This is a genomic window from Spiribacter sp. SSL99 (genome assembly GCF_009805925.1).
Classification (GTDB): Bacteria; Pseudomonadota; Gammaproteobacteria; order Nitrococcales; family Nitrococcaceae; genus Spiribacter; species Spiribacter roseus.
This window is the reverse complement of sequence record NZ_MAOM01000017.1, coordinates 50700-67741: the sequence shown is the minus strand read 5'-3', so window position 1 is coordinate 67741 and position 17042 is coordinate 50700. Positions and strand designations below refer to the sequence as shown.

Genomic DNA, 17042 nt, shown 5'->3' with positions numbered 1-17042 from the left:
CGTTGGAACCTTATGGATCTTGATCTGAGCCTGGGCCGTTTCGGCCTCGATTTTACCGCCCTTCAGACACCCGAGGGCCTTGCCCGCGTCGACGCGGCCTTCCTCGATGAGCTGGACAGCGCGGCACCCGCCCTCGCCGCCCGGCTGCGGGACTACCGTGGCCGCGACAGCGACCTGCCCGGCACCCAGAACAGCGAACTGCTCATCGAGCTCGGCCCCTACGTCGAGGCGTTCATCGGCCGACTGTTCGGCATCGAATCCGAGCTGCACGAGCTGCGCGAGTCGATTCTGGCCGACGACGTGGTCATGCAGTTCAAGCAGGCGTTCGTGCAGCGCCGCGTCAAACGCCACCGCCGCCCCGTGGAGCACACGTTCGAGGCCCTTGATGCCGCGGTGCGTGCCAGCCTGGGCGAGGTCGCCGGCGATGACGAGGAGCGCGCCATCGCCCGGTTCGGCATGGCACTGCTCGAGGACGAAGCCGCCAATGCCGAGGCCATCGAAACGCTGACCGCCTGGTGCAAGCTGGCCCGTCAGACCCAGGCCGGTCAGGCGCGGGTGCGTGGCTGGGCAAGTTTCAAGCTGCCCGAGCGGGTCGATCACTTCGATCGCGTGCCCGCCGAGCGGGTTGAGGTGGATGGCGTCGAGCGCCTGCAGGCCGAGCCCTCCCGGCGCCGGGCGCGGGATGGGTTCTCGCTGACCGACTACCGCATGGACTCGCGTCACGTGCAGAGCGAGATCCACTACTGCATCTACTGCCATGACCACGAGGGAGACTTCTGCTCGAAGGGCTTCCCCGAGAAAAAGACCCAGCCCGAGCTGGGCTTCAAGGAGGATCCGCTCGGCGTCACCCTGACCGGCTGTCCGCTCGAGGAAAAGATCTCCGAGATGCATGTGCTGCGCCGGGATGGCTACAACCTGGCGGCGCTGGCCATGGTGATGGTGGACAATCCCATGGTGCCCGCCACCGGCCATCGCATCTGTAACGACTGCATGAAGGGCTGCATCTACCAGAAGCAGGACCCGGTCGACATCCCTCAGATCGAGACGCGCGTCCTCAGCGACAGCCTTGATCTGACCTGGGGGGTGGAGCTCTATCACCTGCTCACGCGCTGGAACCCACTGCGCCGCGAGCAGTTCATCCAGCAGCCCGACAATGACCGCCGGGTGCTGGTCGCCGGCATGGGCCCGGCGGGCTTTACCATGGCGCACCACCTGACCATGAACGGCACGGCCGTGGTGGGTGTTGACGGGCTCAAGATCGAGCCCCTGCCGGCCTCGCTGCTCGATGCCCCGGTGCCGCGCTGGGCGGATCTCCAGGAGGACCTCGATGAGCGCATTCTGATGGGCTTTGGCGGCGTCGCGGAGTATGGCATCACCGTGCGCTGGGATAAGAATTTCCTCAAGCTCATCTACCTGACGCTGGCCCGGCGGCACAATTTCAGGGTCTATGGCGGGGCGCGGCTGGGCGGCACCGTGACCCTCGAAGACGCCTGGGCGCTTGGGTTCGACCACGTCGTCAACGCCACCGGCGCGGGCCTGCCGCGGGTCGTGCACATGGGCAACAGCCTCGCCCGCGGCATGCGTCAGGCCAGCGACTTTCTGATGGCCCTGCAGCTGACCGGGGCCGCCAAGGCATCGAGTCTGGCAAGCCTGCAGGTGCGGCTGCCCGCGGTGGTCGTGGGCGGTGGACTCACCGGCGTGGATACCGCCACCGAGGTGCAGGCCTACTACGTCAAACAGGTCGAGAAAATCCTCGAGCGCTACGAGCGTCTCTCCGAGCGCCTTGGCGAATCGGCCGTCACAGCCGGGATGAACGACGAGGACCAGGCCACGCTCGAGGAATTCCTCACGCATGGCCGCGCCATTCGCACCGAGCGCGAAAACGCCGCGCGGGAGGGCCGCGAGCCCGACTTCAACCCGCTGATCCGCGCCTGGGGCGGGGTCACCGTCGCCTATCGCAAGGGCATGACCGACTCGCCGGCGTACGTGCGCAACCACGAGGAGGTGATCAAGGCCACCGAGGAAGGGCTCTACTACGCCCAGGGTCTGGAGCCGCTCCACGCCGAGGTGGATGAGTACCAGCATGTCAGCTCGCTGGTCTGCCGCGAGCTCGACCGGCGCGATGGTAAGTGGGCGCCCACCGGTGCCGAACGGCGCCTGCCCGCCCGGGCGATCTTCATCGCCGCCGGCACGGTGCCCAACACCATCTACGAGCGCGAACACGCAGACACCTTCCGGCTCGAAGGCAACCACTTCCTTGCCCACACCCCCACCGATCAGGGGCTGGAGCCGGTGGCCGACGCCGAGCATTCCAAGTCCCGGGTGTTTGGCCCCTTCACCTCCTATCAGGAGGGCGGCCGCCGGGTGACCTTCATCGGCGACACGCATCCGGCGTTCCATGGCAGTGTGGTCAAGGCGATTGCCTCGGGGATGCGTACTTATCCTTACGTCATGGCCGCCATGGCCCATGAGGTCCCCGGCACTGACGAGTCTCACAGCGATTTCCTGACCCGGATGGACGACCTGCTGACCGCCCGGGTGGTGGAGGTCAGAAACGACAACCCGGCAATGGTCGAAGTATGGGTCAAGGCGCCCATGGCGGCCCGGAACTTCCGCGCCGGCCAGTTCTATCGCCTCCAGACCTTCGAGTCACTGTCACCCGTCGTCGATAACACGCGCCTGCAGATTCCGCTGATCACCGTGTCGGGCACGGGGGTGAAGGATGATTGCATCCGATTGATGGTGCTGCAGTGGGGCGCGGGGCCACGCCTGGTGGGCCGGCTGCGCCCCGGCGACCCGCTGGTGCTCATGGGCCCCACCGGCGCCCCGACCGACATGCCCACCGGCCGTACCATCATGGTCGTGGCGGGCCGCTGGGGCGCGGCGGTCATGCTCGACATCGGCGCCGCCCTGCGGGCTGCCGGTAATCGGGTGCTGTACGTGGCCGCGTTCGGCGGTGCCGGCGATGTCGATCATCAGGACGAGCTCGAGGCCGGTGCGGACCAGATCATCTGGTGCACGGCCCGTGAGGAGACCATTGAGCCCCGCCGGCCCCAGGACGTCAGTCTGCAGGCGACCGACATGATCGATGTGGTGAAGCGCTACGATGACGGCGACATCGGCCCCGCCGAGGGCGGCATCCCGCTGTCGGATGTCGACCGCATCATGGTCATGGGCGGCACCGGGCTGCTGAAGGGCTTTCAGCAGGCGGTCCGTGGTGAACTGGCGACACGCGTCGCCGAGGGCTGTGACGCCTTCGGGACCGTGGGCAGCCCGATGCAGTGCATGATGCAGGGCGTGTGCGCCCAGTGCCTGCAGTGGCAGATCGACCCCGAGACCGGCGAGCGCACCCGACCGGTGTTCTCCTGTGCCGGCCAGGACCAGCCGCTGACCTGGATCGACCTCGACAACCTCTCGGCACGCCAGCAGCAGAATCGCCTGAGCGATCGGCTCAACTCGCAGTGGCTCGAGCAGGTCCTGCCCGAGGCCGAGCCCCGTTAGCCCTCGAGGATGACGAAGGCGAGCGCGTAACCGCGCTCGTCGCTGATGCTCAGGTGCGCGGATCGCACGCCCAGACGCTCGGCCTGGCGGCCCGCCGCCCCGGTCAGGGTCAGGCCGGGCGCGCCGGCTCCGGTGTGGGTGACCACCAGTTCCGACAAGCGCGCCTGCGCCCCGATGCCGCAGCCCAGGGCCTTGGCGGCGGCTTCCTTGGCGGCGAATCGGCGGGCCAGAAAGGCCGCGGCCTGGCGGTCGCCGGCGGCATGGGCCTGATAATCCGATCGCTCGGCCGGGGCGAGCAGCCGCGCGGCCAGTCGGGTGGAATAGCGTTGCTGGAGCGCTTCAAGCCGATCGATTTCAACCAGATCGGTGCCGATCCCGACAATGCTCAATGACGCGCCTCGCGGATCAGGCGTTTCATCTCACGCACCGCGCCGTCCAGCCCGGCGAAGATGGCGTGGGCAATGATCGCATGGCCGATATTGAGTTCGGTGATCTCGGGCAGCGCGGCAATCGGGGCCACATTGTGGTAATGCAGTCCGTGCCCGGCATTGACCTGCAGCCCCAGCGACGCCCCCAGGCTTGCCGCCTCGCGTACCCGCTGGAACTGGGCATGGATTTCGCCATCGCTGCGGGCATCGGCAAACGCGCCGGTATGCAGTTCGACCACCGGCGCGCCTACTTCGACCGCGGCATGCAGCTGCGCCGGTTCGGGGTCGATGAATAACGACACGCGGGATCCCGCCTCGGTGAGGGCCTGACAGGCGTCCGCACAGCGCGATGGATCAGAGGCCACATCCAGCCCGCCCTCGGTGGTCAGTTCCTCACGCCGCTCGGGCACCAGACAGCAATCCGTCGCCCGGATGCGCTGCCCGATCGCGAGCATCTCATCGGTGACCGCCATTTCCAGGTTCATCCGGGTCTGCAGCGTCTGTGCGAGGATCTCGACATCACGGTCGGTGACATGGCGCCGGTCCTCGCGCAGATGCACCGTAATGGCGTCGGCGCCGGCCTGCTCCGCCACCTGCGCGGCGTGGACCGGATCGGGGTAGCGGGTGCCGCGCTTGCGCCGCAGCGTCGCGACATGATCGACATTGACGCCGAGCAGTGGCTCAAGACTGCCCTGATGATGGGCCATGATCAGGATCTCCCCTGGCTGTGGTGCGACCGTAGAGTTCGCGGGTTTTCAGTGGACGGTTGCCAATATGCGGCTCCAGCGCGGCCCGCATCAGGTCGCGGCTGGCCCGTGCGGTGGCCTCGGTGAGCGTCGGCCGGGCAAGGCCGAGCAGTGTTTCCCCGCTGACCACCTGACCCGGTGCGTCCGGCCCCGCCACGGGAATGGCCCCGCGCCCCGGATCGTAACGATACCACTGCGACGCGACCAGCGGCGCATCCTCGGTATCACGCGCCAGCGGCAGGCCATAGCCGAGCAGCCCCAGGAGATCGCGCTCGAAGCCGCGCAGCGCCACGGCCTCGGGCACCGCTTCCGCCAGCGCCTCGAGACAGTTGAGGTAGTGCTCGAACACCCCGGGGTGCGGGTCTTCGCGCCCCAGCAGACGCATCAGCAGCTCATTGATGTAAAGCCCACTGACCAGACGCCGGCCCTTGAGCATGAACGGTCGACCGGCCGACTCGACCTGGCGCAGGCTACCCATTTCGCCGCGGCTGCGCCACGACAGCGCAAGCGGCTGAAATGCCTGAAGCAGGCCCGCCGTCCGCGACCTGCGACTACGCGCGCCGCGCGCGACCAGGCCCACCCGGCCGTGGCCGCGACTCAGCACCTCCAGCAGCAGGCTGGTGTCACGATACGCCCGGGTATGCAGGATGAACCCCGGCTCGAGGGCTGCCTCCCGCGGCGTCGCGGTCATCGATCGGCGCTGTAACCCAGCGACTTGAGCAGTCGGGCGTCATCGGACCAGCCCTCGCGGACCTTGACCCAGAGTTTGAGGTAGACCCGGCCGCCCAGCAGGTGCTCCATCTGCAGGCGGGCCGCCGCCCCGATGCGCTTGGCCTGCTCGCCCCCTTCGCCGATGACGATCCGGCGCTGGCCGACGCGCTCGACCCAGATGATCGCGGCGATACGGCGCAGCTGCCCCTCCTGCTCGAAGGCCTCGATCTCCACCGTGCTCGCGTAGGGCAGCTCATCGCCCAGCATCAGGGTCAGCTGCTCGCGGATCAGCTCGGTGGCCATGAAGCGCTCATCGCGATCGGTGATCTGGTCGCGGGGGAACAGCGCCGGCCCGCGCGGCAGGGCCTCGATCAGTGCGCTTTCAAGGGCATCGAGCTTGTCGCTTTTAAGCGCCGACACCGGGACCACGGCGGCGAAATCGTAGCGCCCGGCGAGCGCTTCGATCTCGGGCAGGAGCCGATTCTTGTCGCGCAGCCGATCCGCTTTGTTGATCACCGCCACCACCGGTGCCCTGACGGTCTGCAGCCGTTGGAGAACACGCTCGTCGGCGTCGGTCCAGCGCCCTGCCTCGATCATGAAGACCACCACATCGACATCGCCCAGCGCACTGCCGGCGGCCTCGTTCATGTAACGGTTCATGGCGGTCCGCCCGCCCTCGTGCAGGCCGGGTGTGTCGACATAGACGATCTGAGCGTCATCGCGCTGGTGGATGCCGAGAATGCGGTGGCGCGTGGTCTGCGGTTTGCGCGTAGCGATGCTCACCTTCTGGCCGAGCACGGCGTTGAGCAGGGTCGACTTGCCCACATTGGGGCGGCCGACCAGTGCGACAAACCCTGAGGCAAAGTCAGTGTCCGTCGCGGATTCGGTTTCAGTCATTATTCTTTCCTGTGTCGGCGGCGGCGATCTTGGCCAGCAGGTCGTCTGCGGCCGCCTGTTCCGCCTGGCGTCGGTTACCGGCCGTGCCTTCCCCGGTAAGCTGGAGCGACTCGCAGTGACAGCCGACGCGGAAGGTCTGTTGGTGCGCCCGCCCGCTGACCGCATCCACCTGATAGGTGGGCAGTTCAAGGTGCCGGGCCTGGAGATATTCCTGGAGTCGGGTCTTGGGGTCTTTGAGTGCCTCCATGTCGGGCAGGCGGCTGAGGTGCGCCTCGAACAGCTGCAGTATCACCTGCCGCCCCGCCTCATAGCCCCCATCCAGATAGACCGCACCGATCACCGCCTCAAGCCCATCGGCGAGGATGGAGTCGCGGCGACTGCCCCCGGTCTTGAGTTCGCCACTGCCCAGCACGATATGCGCACCCAGATCGATCCCCCGCGCAATGGCAGCCAGCGCATTCTTGTTGACCAGCGCCGCCCGCAGCCGGCTGAGCTCACCCTCGTGCAGTTCGGGACGGCGCTCAAAGACCTCAGCGGCAATCACGAAGTTGAGAATCGAATCACCCAGAAACTCGAGTCGCTCGTTGTTGGGGCCCTCGGCGCTGCGATGGGTGACCGCCTGATCGAGCAGCGCCGGGTCCTCGAACGCCCGACCCAGGTGGCCGACAAGATCTGCGCGGTGCGTCATACCCGGCCGCTCCCTGCCATCATTGGATCACATCGCCCATGCGTGACCAGTTGGGCCCCCCATTCCAGCTGAGCCAGACGAAAAACGCCTGCCCGACCAGATGATCCCGGGGCACGGTGCCCCAGAAGCGGCTGTCACTGCTGCGGTCCCGGTTATCCCCCATCACGAAGTACTCGCCTTCGGGCACCGTCAGGCTCAACTGCCGGTCATCGGGCGAGCGATGCACCAGCATCTCATGCCAGTCGCCGCCCAGCTGCTCGCGCAGCAGGTTGAATGCGTCATCGCCGCGCCAGGCGCCGAGGCGCTCCACCTCGAGGGGTTCGCCGTTGATGATCAGGCGCTTGTCGACATAGGACACGGTATCCCCCGGCAGACCGACAATGCGTTTGATGTAGTCCTGGGAGGGATCCTCGGGATAGCGGAATACCGCGACATCGCCGCGCGAGGGATCGCCCACCGGCACGATCAGCTCATGCGCCACCGGCAGTCGCAGGCCATACCCAAACTTGTTGACGAGGATGAAATCGCCCACCTCGAGCGTCGGGAGCATGGACCCCGAAGGGATGCGAAAGGGCTCGATGACGAACGAGCGGATGATCAGCACGATCAGGATCACGGGAAACAGCGAGCGGCCCAGATCAAACCACCACGAGACCCGCGCATCAGCGGCGCGCCGACGGCGGCGGAACCGGTCGATCACCCAGATGACGCCGCTCACCAGGGTGAGGATGACCAGGAGCTGTTCAAAATCAGGCATTGTCATGGGCTAGTACGCCGGTTCATTTATCGTTATCAACCTGAAGCACGGCCAGGAACGCGTCCTGCGGGATTTCAACGCGCCCCACCTGCTTCATCCGACGCTTACCCTGCTTCTGTTTCTCAAGCAGCTTACGCTTTCGGGTGATGTCGCCCCCATAGCACTTGGCGGTCACGTTCTTACGCAGTGCCTTGACCGTCGAGCGGGCGATGATCTTCGACCCCACCGCCGCCTGAATGGCCACCTCGAACATCTGCCGGGGGATGATTTCCTTCAGCTTTTCGGTCAGATCGCGGCCTCGGTATTCGGCCTGGTCGCGATGGACGATCACCGACAGCGCATCCACCTTGTCGCCGTTGACTCGGATATCGAGCTTGACCAGCCGCTCGGGCTGGAAGCGGCGGAACTCGTAGTCAAACGAGGCATACCCCCGGGACGCCGATTTCAGGCGGTCGAAGAAGTCGAGCACCACTTCGCCCATGGGCATCTCGTATTCAAGCGACATCTGATTGCCGACATATTGCATGCCCTTCTGCACGCCGCGCTTTTCCTCGCAGAGTTTGATCACCGCACCGATGTAGGTCTGCGGGACGAGGATGCTGGCGTGGATGATGGGCTCGCGGATCTCCTCGACGTCGTTGACCGCCGGCATCTCCGAGGGGTTGTGGATCAGGAATGCCTCGCCGTCCTTGTTGACGACTTCATGCACGACCGTCGGCGCGGTGGTGATCAGATCCAGGCCATACTCGCGCTCGAGCCGCTCCTGGATGATCTCCATGTGCAGCATGCCAAGGAATCCGCAGCGAAACCCGAACCCGAGGGCCTCGGAGTTCTCGGGTTCATAATGCAGCGCGGCGTCATTGAGCCGCAGCTTGCCGAGGGCATCGCGGAATGCCTCATAGTCCTCGGAACTGGTGGGGAACACCCCGGCAAACACCCGCGGCTGGACCCGCTTGAAGCCAGGCACCGGCGATTCCGTGGGTCGACGGGCGCTGGTCAGGGTGTCGCCTACCGGGGCACCGTCGATGTCCTTGATCCCGGCGACCACGAATCCGACCCGGCCGGTCTCGAGGGTGTCCCAGGGCATCCGCTTGGGCGTGAAAATGCCCAGGTTATCCGCCTGGAACTCGCGCCCGGTGGACATGACCTTGATGCGATCGCCCTTGCGCAGCACGCCATCAAAGATCCGGACCAGACACACGACGCCCAGATAATTATCGAACCAGGAGTCGATGATCAGCGCCTTGAGCGGTCCCTCCGGGTCACCCTGCGGGGCCGGCACATTGGCCACCAGCGACTCGAGCAGGTCGTCGATCCCATCGCCGGTCTTGGCGCTGATCGGGACCACTTCCGAGCCATCCAGACCGATGATCTCCTCTATCTGCTGGATGACCTGTTCGGGCTCGGCCGAGGGCAGGTCGATCTTGTTCAGCACCGGAATGACTTCGAGATTCTGCTCCACCGCGGTATAGCAGTTGGCGACGCTCTGTGCCTCGACGCCCTGCGAGGCATCCACCAGCAGCAGCGCCCCTTCGCAGGCATACAGCGAGCGACTGACCTCGTAGGAAAAGTCGACATGCCCGGGGGTGTCGATGAAGTTGAGCTGATAGGTGCGGCCATCCGCGGCGGTGTAGTCCAGCGACACACTCTGCGCCTTGATGGTGATGCCGCGCTCGCGCTCAAGGTCCATGGAGTCGAGCATCTGCTCGTTGGACTGCCGGGACTGGAAATGTGCCGAGCGCTCGATCAGGCGGTCCGCAAGGGTCGACTTGCCATGATCGATGTGGGCGATGATGGAGAAATTTCTGATCTGGTCCATGAAGTCCTGGCCGGGGTCGGGCCGGTTGCGGAAACAAATCAGCCGCGGCGGCTTGATGCCACCGCGGCCTCATCGGCGCAGGGCCGACACGCTATCGCGGTACGATACCGATCAGGGGATACGCAGGGCAAGAAACCGCTGACTCCCGTCTCGCAGTACCAGCAACGGGACACGGCGTCCCGACTCCATGCCGGCGATGATCTCACGGAACGCCTCGACCCCCTCGACCGGGGAACGGTTGACCCGGGCGATGACATCCCCGGGCTCGATCCCCGCCTCGGCGGCCGGACCGCCATCAACGCCGGCCACGACAAGCCCGTCAACATCCGGCTCCAGGCCCAACGCATCACGGCGCTCGGCCGTCAGGGGCTGCAGCATCAGTCCCAGCTCCTCGAACGCGCCGGGTTCGGTCTGCGGCGACCCGCCACCACGCTGGCCGGCATCGTCCGGCAATTCAGCCAGGGTGACCTCCAGCGTCTGACGCTCGCCATCGCGCATCACCACCACTGGTACGGTCGAGCCGACGGTCGCCTGGCCCACGATCGGTGGCAGGGCACCCGACGTCGCGACATCATTGCCGTCGAACTCAAGCACCACATCCCCCGGCTCAATACCGGCGGCCGCGGCGGGGCTGTCCGGCAGGACCTGGGCGATGAGGGCCCCCTCGGGCCGATCCATGCCGAAGGATTCCGCCAGATCGCGGGTGACGTCCTGGATCACGACGCCCAGCCAGGCCCGGCTGACTTCGCCCCCGTCACGCAGCTGATCGGCCACATCCATTGCCAGCTCGATGGGAATGGCGAAAGAGATGCCCTGAAAGCCCCCGGAGCGGCTGTAGATATGCGAATTGACCCCGATCACCTCGCCGTCGAGATTGAACAGCGGGCCGCCGGAATTGCCCGGGTTGATCGCCACGTCGGTCTGCAGGAAGGGAATGTAGTTTTCCATGGGCAGACTGCGCTGCTTGGCGCTGATGATGCCGGCGGTGACCGAATATTCGAATCCGAACGGCGCACCGATGGCCAGCACCCACTCACCGACCTCGACTTCGGAGGACTGGCCGGTTTCCACCGTTGGCATATCCTCGCCATCCACCTTGAGCAGGGCGAGATCCGCCCGGTCGTCGGCGCCGACCAGTTCAGCGGTCATCTGGCGGCGATCGTTCAGCCGGACGATGATCTCGCTGGCGTCCTCGACCACGTGATTGTTGGTGAGGATGTAGCCGTCCTCGGAGATGATGAATCCGGAGCCCAGCGACCGGGCGTCGCGGCGCGGCGGCGCCTGCTCCGGCCCTTCGTCATCCATGAACCGGTCCATGAAGTCACGGAATGGATGCCCCTCGGGAAGATCCTCGGGGTCGGGCATGCCCGGCACATCGGGCATGCCGGCACGGCCTTCCGGCTGGGCTTGGGTCGTGCTGATGTTGACGACCGCCGGGCTGTTTTCGCGCACCATGTCGGTGAAATCCGGCAGATTCTGGGCGCCGACACCCGGCGCCACCAGCATCGTGGCCGCCATCAGCGCCATGGCCCCCCGGCGGGTGCCACGGGAAATCGATCGTAAGAGGGTCATTCGGTTTACTGCCCTGTCGCGTTGGGTTGACTGGAGCGGACCATGGCGTTGGCCATCCGTTCCACGGTGATTGCCGGCACCTGTCCGACAACCAGAATCTGGACACCGTCATGCGTGCGCGCATGGATGTTCACACCGCCCATGCTCATCGCGCCCTGGAGCGCCTCGGCCGCCTCGGATTGCTTGATGTAGACCGAAACACTGGCGATGCCATCGGAGAACACCAGGTGCCGAACCGGCCGTTCGTAGCCCGGCAGCGCCTGGGTGCGATCCGCCTGTCGGGTGAAGCCGGGGGGTGGATCGGTCAACGACCAGTCGCCATGGACCGGGCCATCCTGGTCGGCCGCCGCATTCCCGCGGGTCGCCCGCTCGAAAGTCGCGCCCTCGTCAGCGAGCACCGGATCAAGCAGGCTCGGATCCATTGCCTCACGACGGTTCAGCTCGACCACCATGAAGCGCTCCACCGGCCAGCCGCCGGGCTCGAGGATATCGGCCCGCAACACAATGCCGGTCTGCTGGTCGAGCCACAGCGCATACCCATACCGCAGATCGTCCTGCGGGATCACGCGAAGCCGCTGCGCCGCGCGTTGCGCGACCCGCCCCTGTCCCTCGAGATTGAGCGTGTAGGACTGATCGAGCCGATCAATGGCATCCGGATCGGGCAGCCGCAGCGAGCGGTTCGCGTAGCGCTGACGGGGATGGGGAGCGGCGGTGGGAGAAATGTAGGTGGTGGTGGTCGGCGTTCTGAGAATCTCGCGCGGGGGGCCTGAAAGCGACATGAGCCGTTCACGGCTGCCGTCCGCCACGGAGGCATCGCGCCAAAGCCGCAGCGCTTCGACATGCGCCCCCTGTTCATAGATCACATCGGCAACAAAGCTGTGACGCCCCATCGCGTCGCTTGCATGTTCCAGCCACCCGCTGGCGCTGCGCGGGGTTTCCGCCGCTGCCGGGTTGGCAAGCAACAGGGCAAGCGCCAGTAGGCCGGTCGCACCGCGTCGGCGGCCGCGCCGCCACGATGGATCAGCGTTCGCGGTCATGACCGATGATTCTCGCCGACTCCAGAGTCCCGCCAATGGGCCGGGCCGTGGTCTGGTCATTGTGATCGATGAAATAGGGCTGGAGCTGACGTCGCACCTGTGCGTCGACGTCGTCGTCCTGCCGGACCGCTGAAGGACCGCCCACCCGCGAAAGACTGCCGTTGGTGGGCTCCGCCGCGATCTGCACCGGGGTGGCCGTGGGTGCCGGCGTCGAGGGCGCGGTGAACATCGGCCAGGCGACCACCAGCCCCAGCGCGACACTCGCGGCGATGGCCAACCCCGCCACCGGCTGGACCATGAACGAAGCTCGTCGCCAATTGGCTTGGGCCAGGGCGTCGTCCGCTTCGTGTTCGGGCTCTGCCTCAAGCTGCCCTCGCACCCGATCCGCCAGCCCCTCGACACCGGCGACATGCTCGCCACGCACGGCGGCGCGCATTGAATGGTAGCGCTCGAGCGCCTGCCTCAGCCCCGGATCGGCGGCCAGGCGGCGCTCCAGAAAACGACTTTCGTCCCGACCCAGCTCGCCATCCACATAGGCCGAGAGTTGTTGATCCGTATCATCCTGCATCGCTATCACCCGTCTGTACCGGACACCAGCGGCCGCAGCCGCTTATCAATTGACTCACGGGCACGGAATATCCGTGACCGAACCGTTCCTATCGGGCAGTCCATTGCCTCGGCGATTTCCTCGTACGTGAGACCGTCGAACTCACGCAGGGTGATCGCCGTGCGCAGGTCATCGGGCAGATCCTCGATGGCGCTGACCACTGTCTCCTGCACCTGGTCCCGCTGCGCAAGCGCTTCCGGCGACTCCTGATCCTTCAGACGCGATTCGATGTCATATCGTTCAGCATCCTGGGCATCAATGTCGTTATCCGGTGGCCGCCGGCCCTGTGAGACCAGATAGTTCTTCGCCGTATTGATCCCGATTCGATAGAGCCAGGTGTAGAAGCTGCTGTCGCCACGGAACCTCGGCAACGCCCGATAAGCCTTGATGAATGCCTCCTGGGAGACATCCATCGCCTCAGCGTGATCATGCACGTACCGGGAGATGAGCTTGACAAGCTTGTGTTGATACTTGAGCACCAGCAGGTCGAAGGCCTGCTTGTCACCCGCTTGAACACGCTCTACCAGCTCCTTGTCCGCATTGGCGGTACTCATTCACCCTCCGCAATGACCCGTGAGTCTGGTAGAAGTTCATTCATCCTGAGGAGGCTAGCGGATCGCCCCGACACCGGCAAACGCCTCAGCATGCGCTCACGGCCCGGCGCAGCTGTCGATGGGCCTCGCCCCCGAGGGCGTCCCGCGGTATGAACAGCGCCCGGCGATCCCTGCCGTCGGCCAGCGCCAGCACCACCAGCGCCGGCCAGATCCGACTGTCCCGGAGACGATACCGGGCCTGTGCCCCATCATACCGCCATATCGACACGTAATGACCGGATTCAAGCTGAAAGGCCTGAACCGCCCGGGGTCGGGTCGGCCAGTGCCGGGGCACCGTCCACGCCGCCACCGCGAGGGTCAGGATCAGCGCCGCAATCCGCAGGGTCGGGGCCAGCCCGGGTGCGACCAGCGCCACCAGCACCGCCAGCAGGAACAGTGCGATCAGCGCCCCACGCAACCAGGCGCTAGGCGTGAGTCGGTAGACCGGAGGCGTGGCGGATGCGGTTGACGATGTCGACAAGGCTTTCCTCCGAGGGCCGCTGACCATTGACCAGCCAGTCGATGAGGTGGTCATCCTCGATGGTCAGGAGGCGGTCAAACGCCTCGCGTCCCTCGGCATCAAGCGCGTCATAGCCCTGGGCCGGCGCGTCCAGGAACCGGGTCAGCAGTCGATCCAGTTCCGTGGTTCCACGCCGGCATCGCCAGCGCAATCTCGATCGCTCGCTCACGGATCGTGCCGCCGCTTACTGGCGGGCCACCATCATGCGCTTGATCTCAGCGATTGCCTTGGCGGGGTTCAGACCCTTGGGACAGGCGGATGCGCAGTTCATGATCGTGTGGCAACGATAGAGCTTGAACGCATCATCGAGGTCGTCAAGGCGACCGGCGGTGTCTTCATCGCGCGAATCGGCAATCCAGCGGTAGGCCTGCAACAGCACGGCCGGTCCCAGATAACGGTCGGGGTTCCACCAGTAGCTGGGGCATGAGGTCTGGCAGCAGGCACACAGGATGCACTCGTAGAGACCGTCCAGCTCTTCGCGGTCCGCAGGGCTCTGCAGCCGCTCACGATCGGGGGGCGTCGGCGTCTCGGTGCGCAGCCACGGGCGGATCGACGCGTACTGGGCATAGAAATGCGTCATGTCCGGCACTAGATCCTTGACCACCCGCATGGAGGGCAGCGGATAGATCCGCACATCACCGTCGATTTCGTCGATGGCCTGAATGCACGCCAGGGTGTTGCGGCCATCAATGTTCATCGCACACGACCCACAGATGCCCTCGCGGCAGGAACGCCGGAAAGTCAGTGTCGGGTCGATCTCGTTTTTGATCTTGACCAGGGCGTCGAGCACCATCGGGCCACAGGTATCGAGATCCACCTCGTAGGTGTCGAGACGCGGGTTTTCCCCCTTGTCCGGCTCCCAGCGGTAGACCTTGAAGGTCCGGGTGTTACTGACCCCGTCAGGCGCCTCGTGGTGTTCGCCCTGCTTGATCCGGGAATTGGGGGGTAGTACGAACTGAGCCATCGCTAATCTCTCCTGGAATCAGTACACGCGCTTTTTGGGCGGAATCACTTCCATCTCATCGGAAAGCGTCGTCATGTGTACCGGCCGGTAGTCAAGCTGGACCTCGCCACTGTCCTGCATCCAGGACACGGTATGCTTCATCCAGTGCTCGTCATCACGCTCGGTGTAGTCCTCGCGGGCGTGGGCACCGCGACTCTCCTGCCGGTTCAGCGCCGAATCCATGCTGACGACCGCATTGCCCAGCAGGTTCTCGAGCTCGAGGCTCTCCACCAGATCCGTGTTCCAGATCAACGACCGGTCGGAAAGCTGCACATCCTCAAGCATGGCGTGGATCTCGTGGATGCGCTCCCGGCCGGTGGCGAGCGTCTCTTCGGTGCGGAACACGGCGGCGTATTCCTGCATGGTCTTCTGCATCTGCTCACGGATGCTGGCGGTGGGATGACTGCCGTTGGCATGGCGCAGTCGATCCAGCCGCGTGAGCGCGTAGTCGGCGCTGTCCGCCGGCAGTGGCTTATGCTCGCCGGTTTCGGCCACGATCTCGGCCGCCCGGATCGCCGCCGCGCGGCCGAACACCACCAGGTCAAGCAGCGAGTTGGAGCCCAAACGATTGGCGCCGTGCACCGAAATGCACCCGGCTTCGCCAATCGCCATCAGCCCGGGCACCACCGCATCCGGGTCGCCATCGCGGGGTGCCACCACCTCGGCCCGATAGTTGGTGGGGATGCCGCCCATATTGTAGTGCACGGTCGGCAGCACCGGGATGGGCGACTGCGTGACGTCGACACCCGCAAAGATCTTGGCGGTCTCGGCGATCCCCGGCAGCCGCTGGTTGATGACATCGGGGCCGAGGTGCTCGAGATGCAGATGGATGTGATCGGCGTTGGGCCCGACGCCGCGTCCTTCGCGGATCTCAACGGTCATTGAGCGTGACACCACATCGCGCGAGGCTAGGTCCTTGGCGTTGGGGGCGTAACGCTCCATGAAGCGCTCGCCATCGGAGTTGGTCAGGTAGCCGCCCTCGCCGCGGACGCCTTCAGTGATGAGGCATCCGGCGCCGTAGACCCCGGTCGGATGGAACTGCGTGAACTCCATGTCCTGCAGCGGCAGGCCGGCGCGCAGCACCATACCGCCGCCATCGCCGGTGCAGGTATGGGCCGATGTGCAGGAGAACCAGGCGCGGCCGTAACCGCCGGTGGCCATCACCACGATATGGGCCCGGAAGCGATGGATTTTGCCGGTGGCCAGCTCCAGGGCAATCACTCCGCGGCAGGCGCCGTTTTCCATGATCAGGTCAAGGGCGAAAAACTCGATGTGAAAGTCGGCCGAGTGCGCCATCGACTGCTGGTAGAGCGTGTGCAGGATCGCATGCCCGGTCCGGTCGGCGGCGGCACAGGTGCGCTGCGCGGTCCCCTCGCCGAACCGGGTGGTCATGCCGCCGAACGGCCGCTGGTAGATCTTGCCTTCCTCAGTCCGCGAAAAGGGCACGCCGTAGTGCTCGAGTTCGATGATCGCGGGGATCGCCTCGCGGCACATGTACTCGATGGCATCCTGATCGCCCAGCCAGTCGGAGCCCTTGATCGTGTCATAGGCATGCCAGCGCCAGTCGTCCTCGCCCATGTTGCCCAGCGCCGCGCTGACGCCGCCCTGGGCGGCCACGGTATGGCTCCGCGTGGGGAAGACCTTGGTGACGCAGGCCGTTTTCAGGCCCTTGGCGGCCATGCCGAAGGTCGCGCGCAGGCCGGCGCCGCCGGCACCCACCACCACAACGTCATAGGTGTGATCGATAATCTCGTAATCGGTGCTCATCCGGTCAGCCTCCGAACGCAATCTTGAGTAGGGCGAATATCGCCGAGACGGCCAGCAGTGCGGCCAGGAACCGCACGGCGGTCACCAGTGCCAGTCTTGTGCCCGTGTGGCTGACGTAGTCCTCGAGGACCACCTGGAGCCCGAGCGAAGCATGATAGAACAGCACGCCGAAGGCGATTACCAGCACCACGGTGTTGATCGGGTTGCCCAGCCAGGCCACGGCACCTTCGTAACCACCACCGGTGTGCGTGGCGAGGCCAACCACCAGCCAGAGCATCAGCGGCACCATCGCCACGGCACTGAGCCGCTGCATCCACCAATGGCCCACGCCGTGGTGGGAGGCGCCCAGGCCCTGTGCGCGTTTCAGGGGAGTCCGATAATCCATTGCTGTTCTCC

Annotated in this window: 17 protein-coding genes; 1 reads left to right on the top strand and 16 read right to left on the bottom strand. The window is 65.7% G+C overall.

The window, feature by feature from the left end; all coding sequences use genetic code 11:
* The first annotated feature begins 12 nt into the window (after window positions 1–12).
* The gene (locus BA899_RS06010; protein ID WP_159300072.1) at window positions 13–3501 is read left to right on the top strand and encodes an FAD-dependent oxidoreductase; all 3489 of its coding nucleotides are present in this window, start codon (window positions 13–15) and stop codon (window positions 3499–3501) included.
* Here BA899_RS06010 and acpS read toward each other — a convergent pair.
* The 16 genes from acpS to sdhD form a co-directional block, all read right to left on the bottom strand.
* Window positions 3498–3890 carry a holo-ACP synthase gene (gene acpS / locus BA899_RS06005; protein ID WP_159300071.1) on the bottom strand — a complete coding sequence of 131 codons (393 nt, stop codon included), beginning with the start codon at window positions 3888–3890 and terminating at the stop codon, window positions 3498–3500. The two genes, BA899_RS06010 and acpS, sit on opposite strands and share 4 nt — an antisense overlap.
* Window positions 3887–4636 carry a pyridoxine 5'-phosphate synthase gene (gene pdxJ, locus BA899_RS06000; protein ID WP_144348252.1) on the bottom strand — a complete coding sequence of 250 codons (750 nt, stop codon included), beginning with the start codon at window positions 4634–4636 and terminating at the stop codon, window positions 3887–3889. The genes acpS and pdxJ overlap by 4 nt, the downstream gene beginning before the upstream one ends.
* A complete protein-coding gene (gene recO / locus BA899_RS05995; RefSeq protein WP_144348251.1) occupies window positions 4611–5366 on the bottom strand; it encodes a DNA repair protein RecO in 756 nt (251 codons plus the stop codon). Before recO ends, pdxJ begins: the two co-directional genes overlap by 26 nt.
* A complete protein-coding gene (era, locus tag BA899_RS05990) occupies window positions 5363–6283 on the bottom strand; it encodes a GTPase Era (protein WP_148122181.1) in 921 nt (306 codons plus the stop codon). Before era ends, recO begins: the two co-directional genes overlap by 4 nt.
* A complete protein-coding gene (gene rnc / locus BA899_RS05985; RefSeq protein WP_148122182.1) occupies window positions 6276–6971 on the bottom strand; it encodes a ribonuclease III in 696 nt (231 codons plus the stop codon). Before rnc ends, era begins: the two co-directional genes overlap by 8 nt.
* A gap of 19 nt (window positions 6972–6990) precedes the next feature.
* Entirely contained in the window at window positions 6991–7728 is a 738-nt protein-coding gene (gene lepB, locus BA899_RS05980; protein ID WP_069133976.1) for a signal peptidase I, read from the bottom strand.
* A 22-nt stretch (window positions 7729–7750) separates the two neighbouring features.
* Window positions 7751–9547, bottom strand: a complete 1797-nt coding sequence (gene lepA, locus BA899_RS05975; protein ID WP_069133975.1) for a translation elongation factor 4 — start codon at window positions 9545–9547, stop codon at window positions 7751–7753.
* 111 nt (window positions 9548–9658) lie between these two features.
* Window positions 9659–11074 carry a DegQ family serine endoprotease gene (locus BA899_RS05970; protein ID WP_159300125.1) on the bottom strand — a complete coding sequence of 472 codons (1416 nt, stop codon included), beginning with the start codon at window positions 11072–11074 and terminating at the stop codon, window positions 9659–9661.
* Between the two features lie 50 nt (window positions 11075–11124).
* Window positions 11125–12156, bottom strand: coding sequence for a MucB/RseB C-terminal domain-containing protein (locus tag BA899_RS05965; RefSeq protein ID WP_159300070.1), 1032 nt, complete (start codon window positions 12154–12156; stop codon window positions 11125–11127).
* Entirely contained in the window at window positions 12140–12724 is a 585-nt protein-coding gene (locus BA899_RS05960) for a sigma-E factor negative regulatory protein (RefSeq protein ID WP_159300069.1), read from the bottom strand. The genes BA899_RS05965 and BA899_RS05960 overlap by 17 nt, the downstream gene beginning before the upstream one ends.
* 5 nt (window positions 12725–12729) lie before the next feature.
* Window positions 12730–13317, bottom strand: a complete 588-nt coding sequence (gene rpoE / locus BA899_RS05955; protein WP_069133971.1) for an RNA polymerase sigma factor RpoE — start codon at window positions 13315–13317, stop codon at window positions 12730–12732.
* A gap of 85 nt (window positions 13318–13402) precedes the next feature.
* Window positions 13403–13837 carry a protein YgfX gene (locus tag BA899_RS05950; RefSeq protein ID WP_159300068.1) on the bottom strand — a complete coding sequence of 145 codons (435 nt, stop codon included), beginning with the start codon at window positions 13835–13837 and terminating at the stop codon, window positions 13403–13405.
* On the bottom strand, window positions 13782–14045 hold the full coding sequence (locus tag BA899_RS05945; protein ID WP_159300067.1) for a succinate dehydrogenase assembly factor 2: 264 nt from the start codon (window positions 14043–14045) through the stop codon (window positions 13782–13784). Before BA899_RS05945 ends, BA899_RS05950 begins: the two co-directional genes overlap by 56 nt.
* 15 nt (window positions 14046–14060) lie before the next feature.
* On the bottom strand, window positions 14061–14840 hold the full coding sequence (locus tag BA899_RS05940; protein WP_159300066.1) for a succinate dehydrogenase iron-sulfur subunit: 780 nt from the start codon (window positions 14838–14840) through the stop codon (window positions 14061–14063).
* Between the two features lie 18 nt (window positions 14841–14858).
* Window positions 14859–16646, bottom strand: coding sequence for a succinate dehydrogenase flavoprotein subunit (gene sdhA, locus BA899_RS05935; protein WP_069133967.1), 1788 nt, complete (start codon window positions 16644–16646; stop codon window positions 14859–14861).
* A 4-nt stretch (window positions 16647–16650) separates the two neighbouring features.
* The gene (gene sdhD / locus BA899_RS05930; RefSeq protein ID WP_069133966.1) at window positions 16651–17031 is read right to left on the bottom strand and encodes a succinate dehydrogenase, hydrophobic membrane anchor protein; all 381 of its coding nucleotides are present in this window, start codon (window positions 17029–17031) and stop codon (window positions 16651–16653) included.
* Window positions 17032–17042 lie beyond the last annotated feature (11 nt).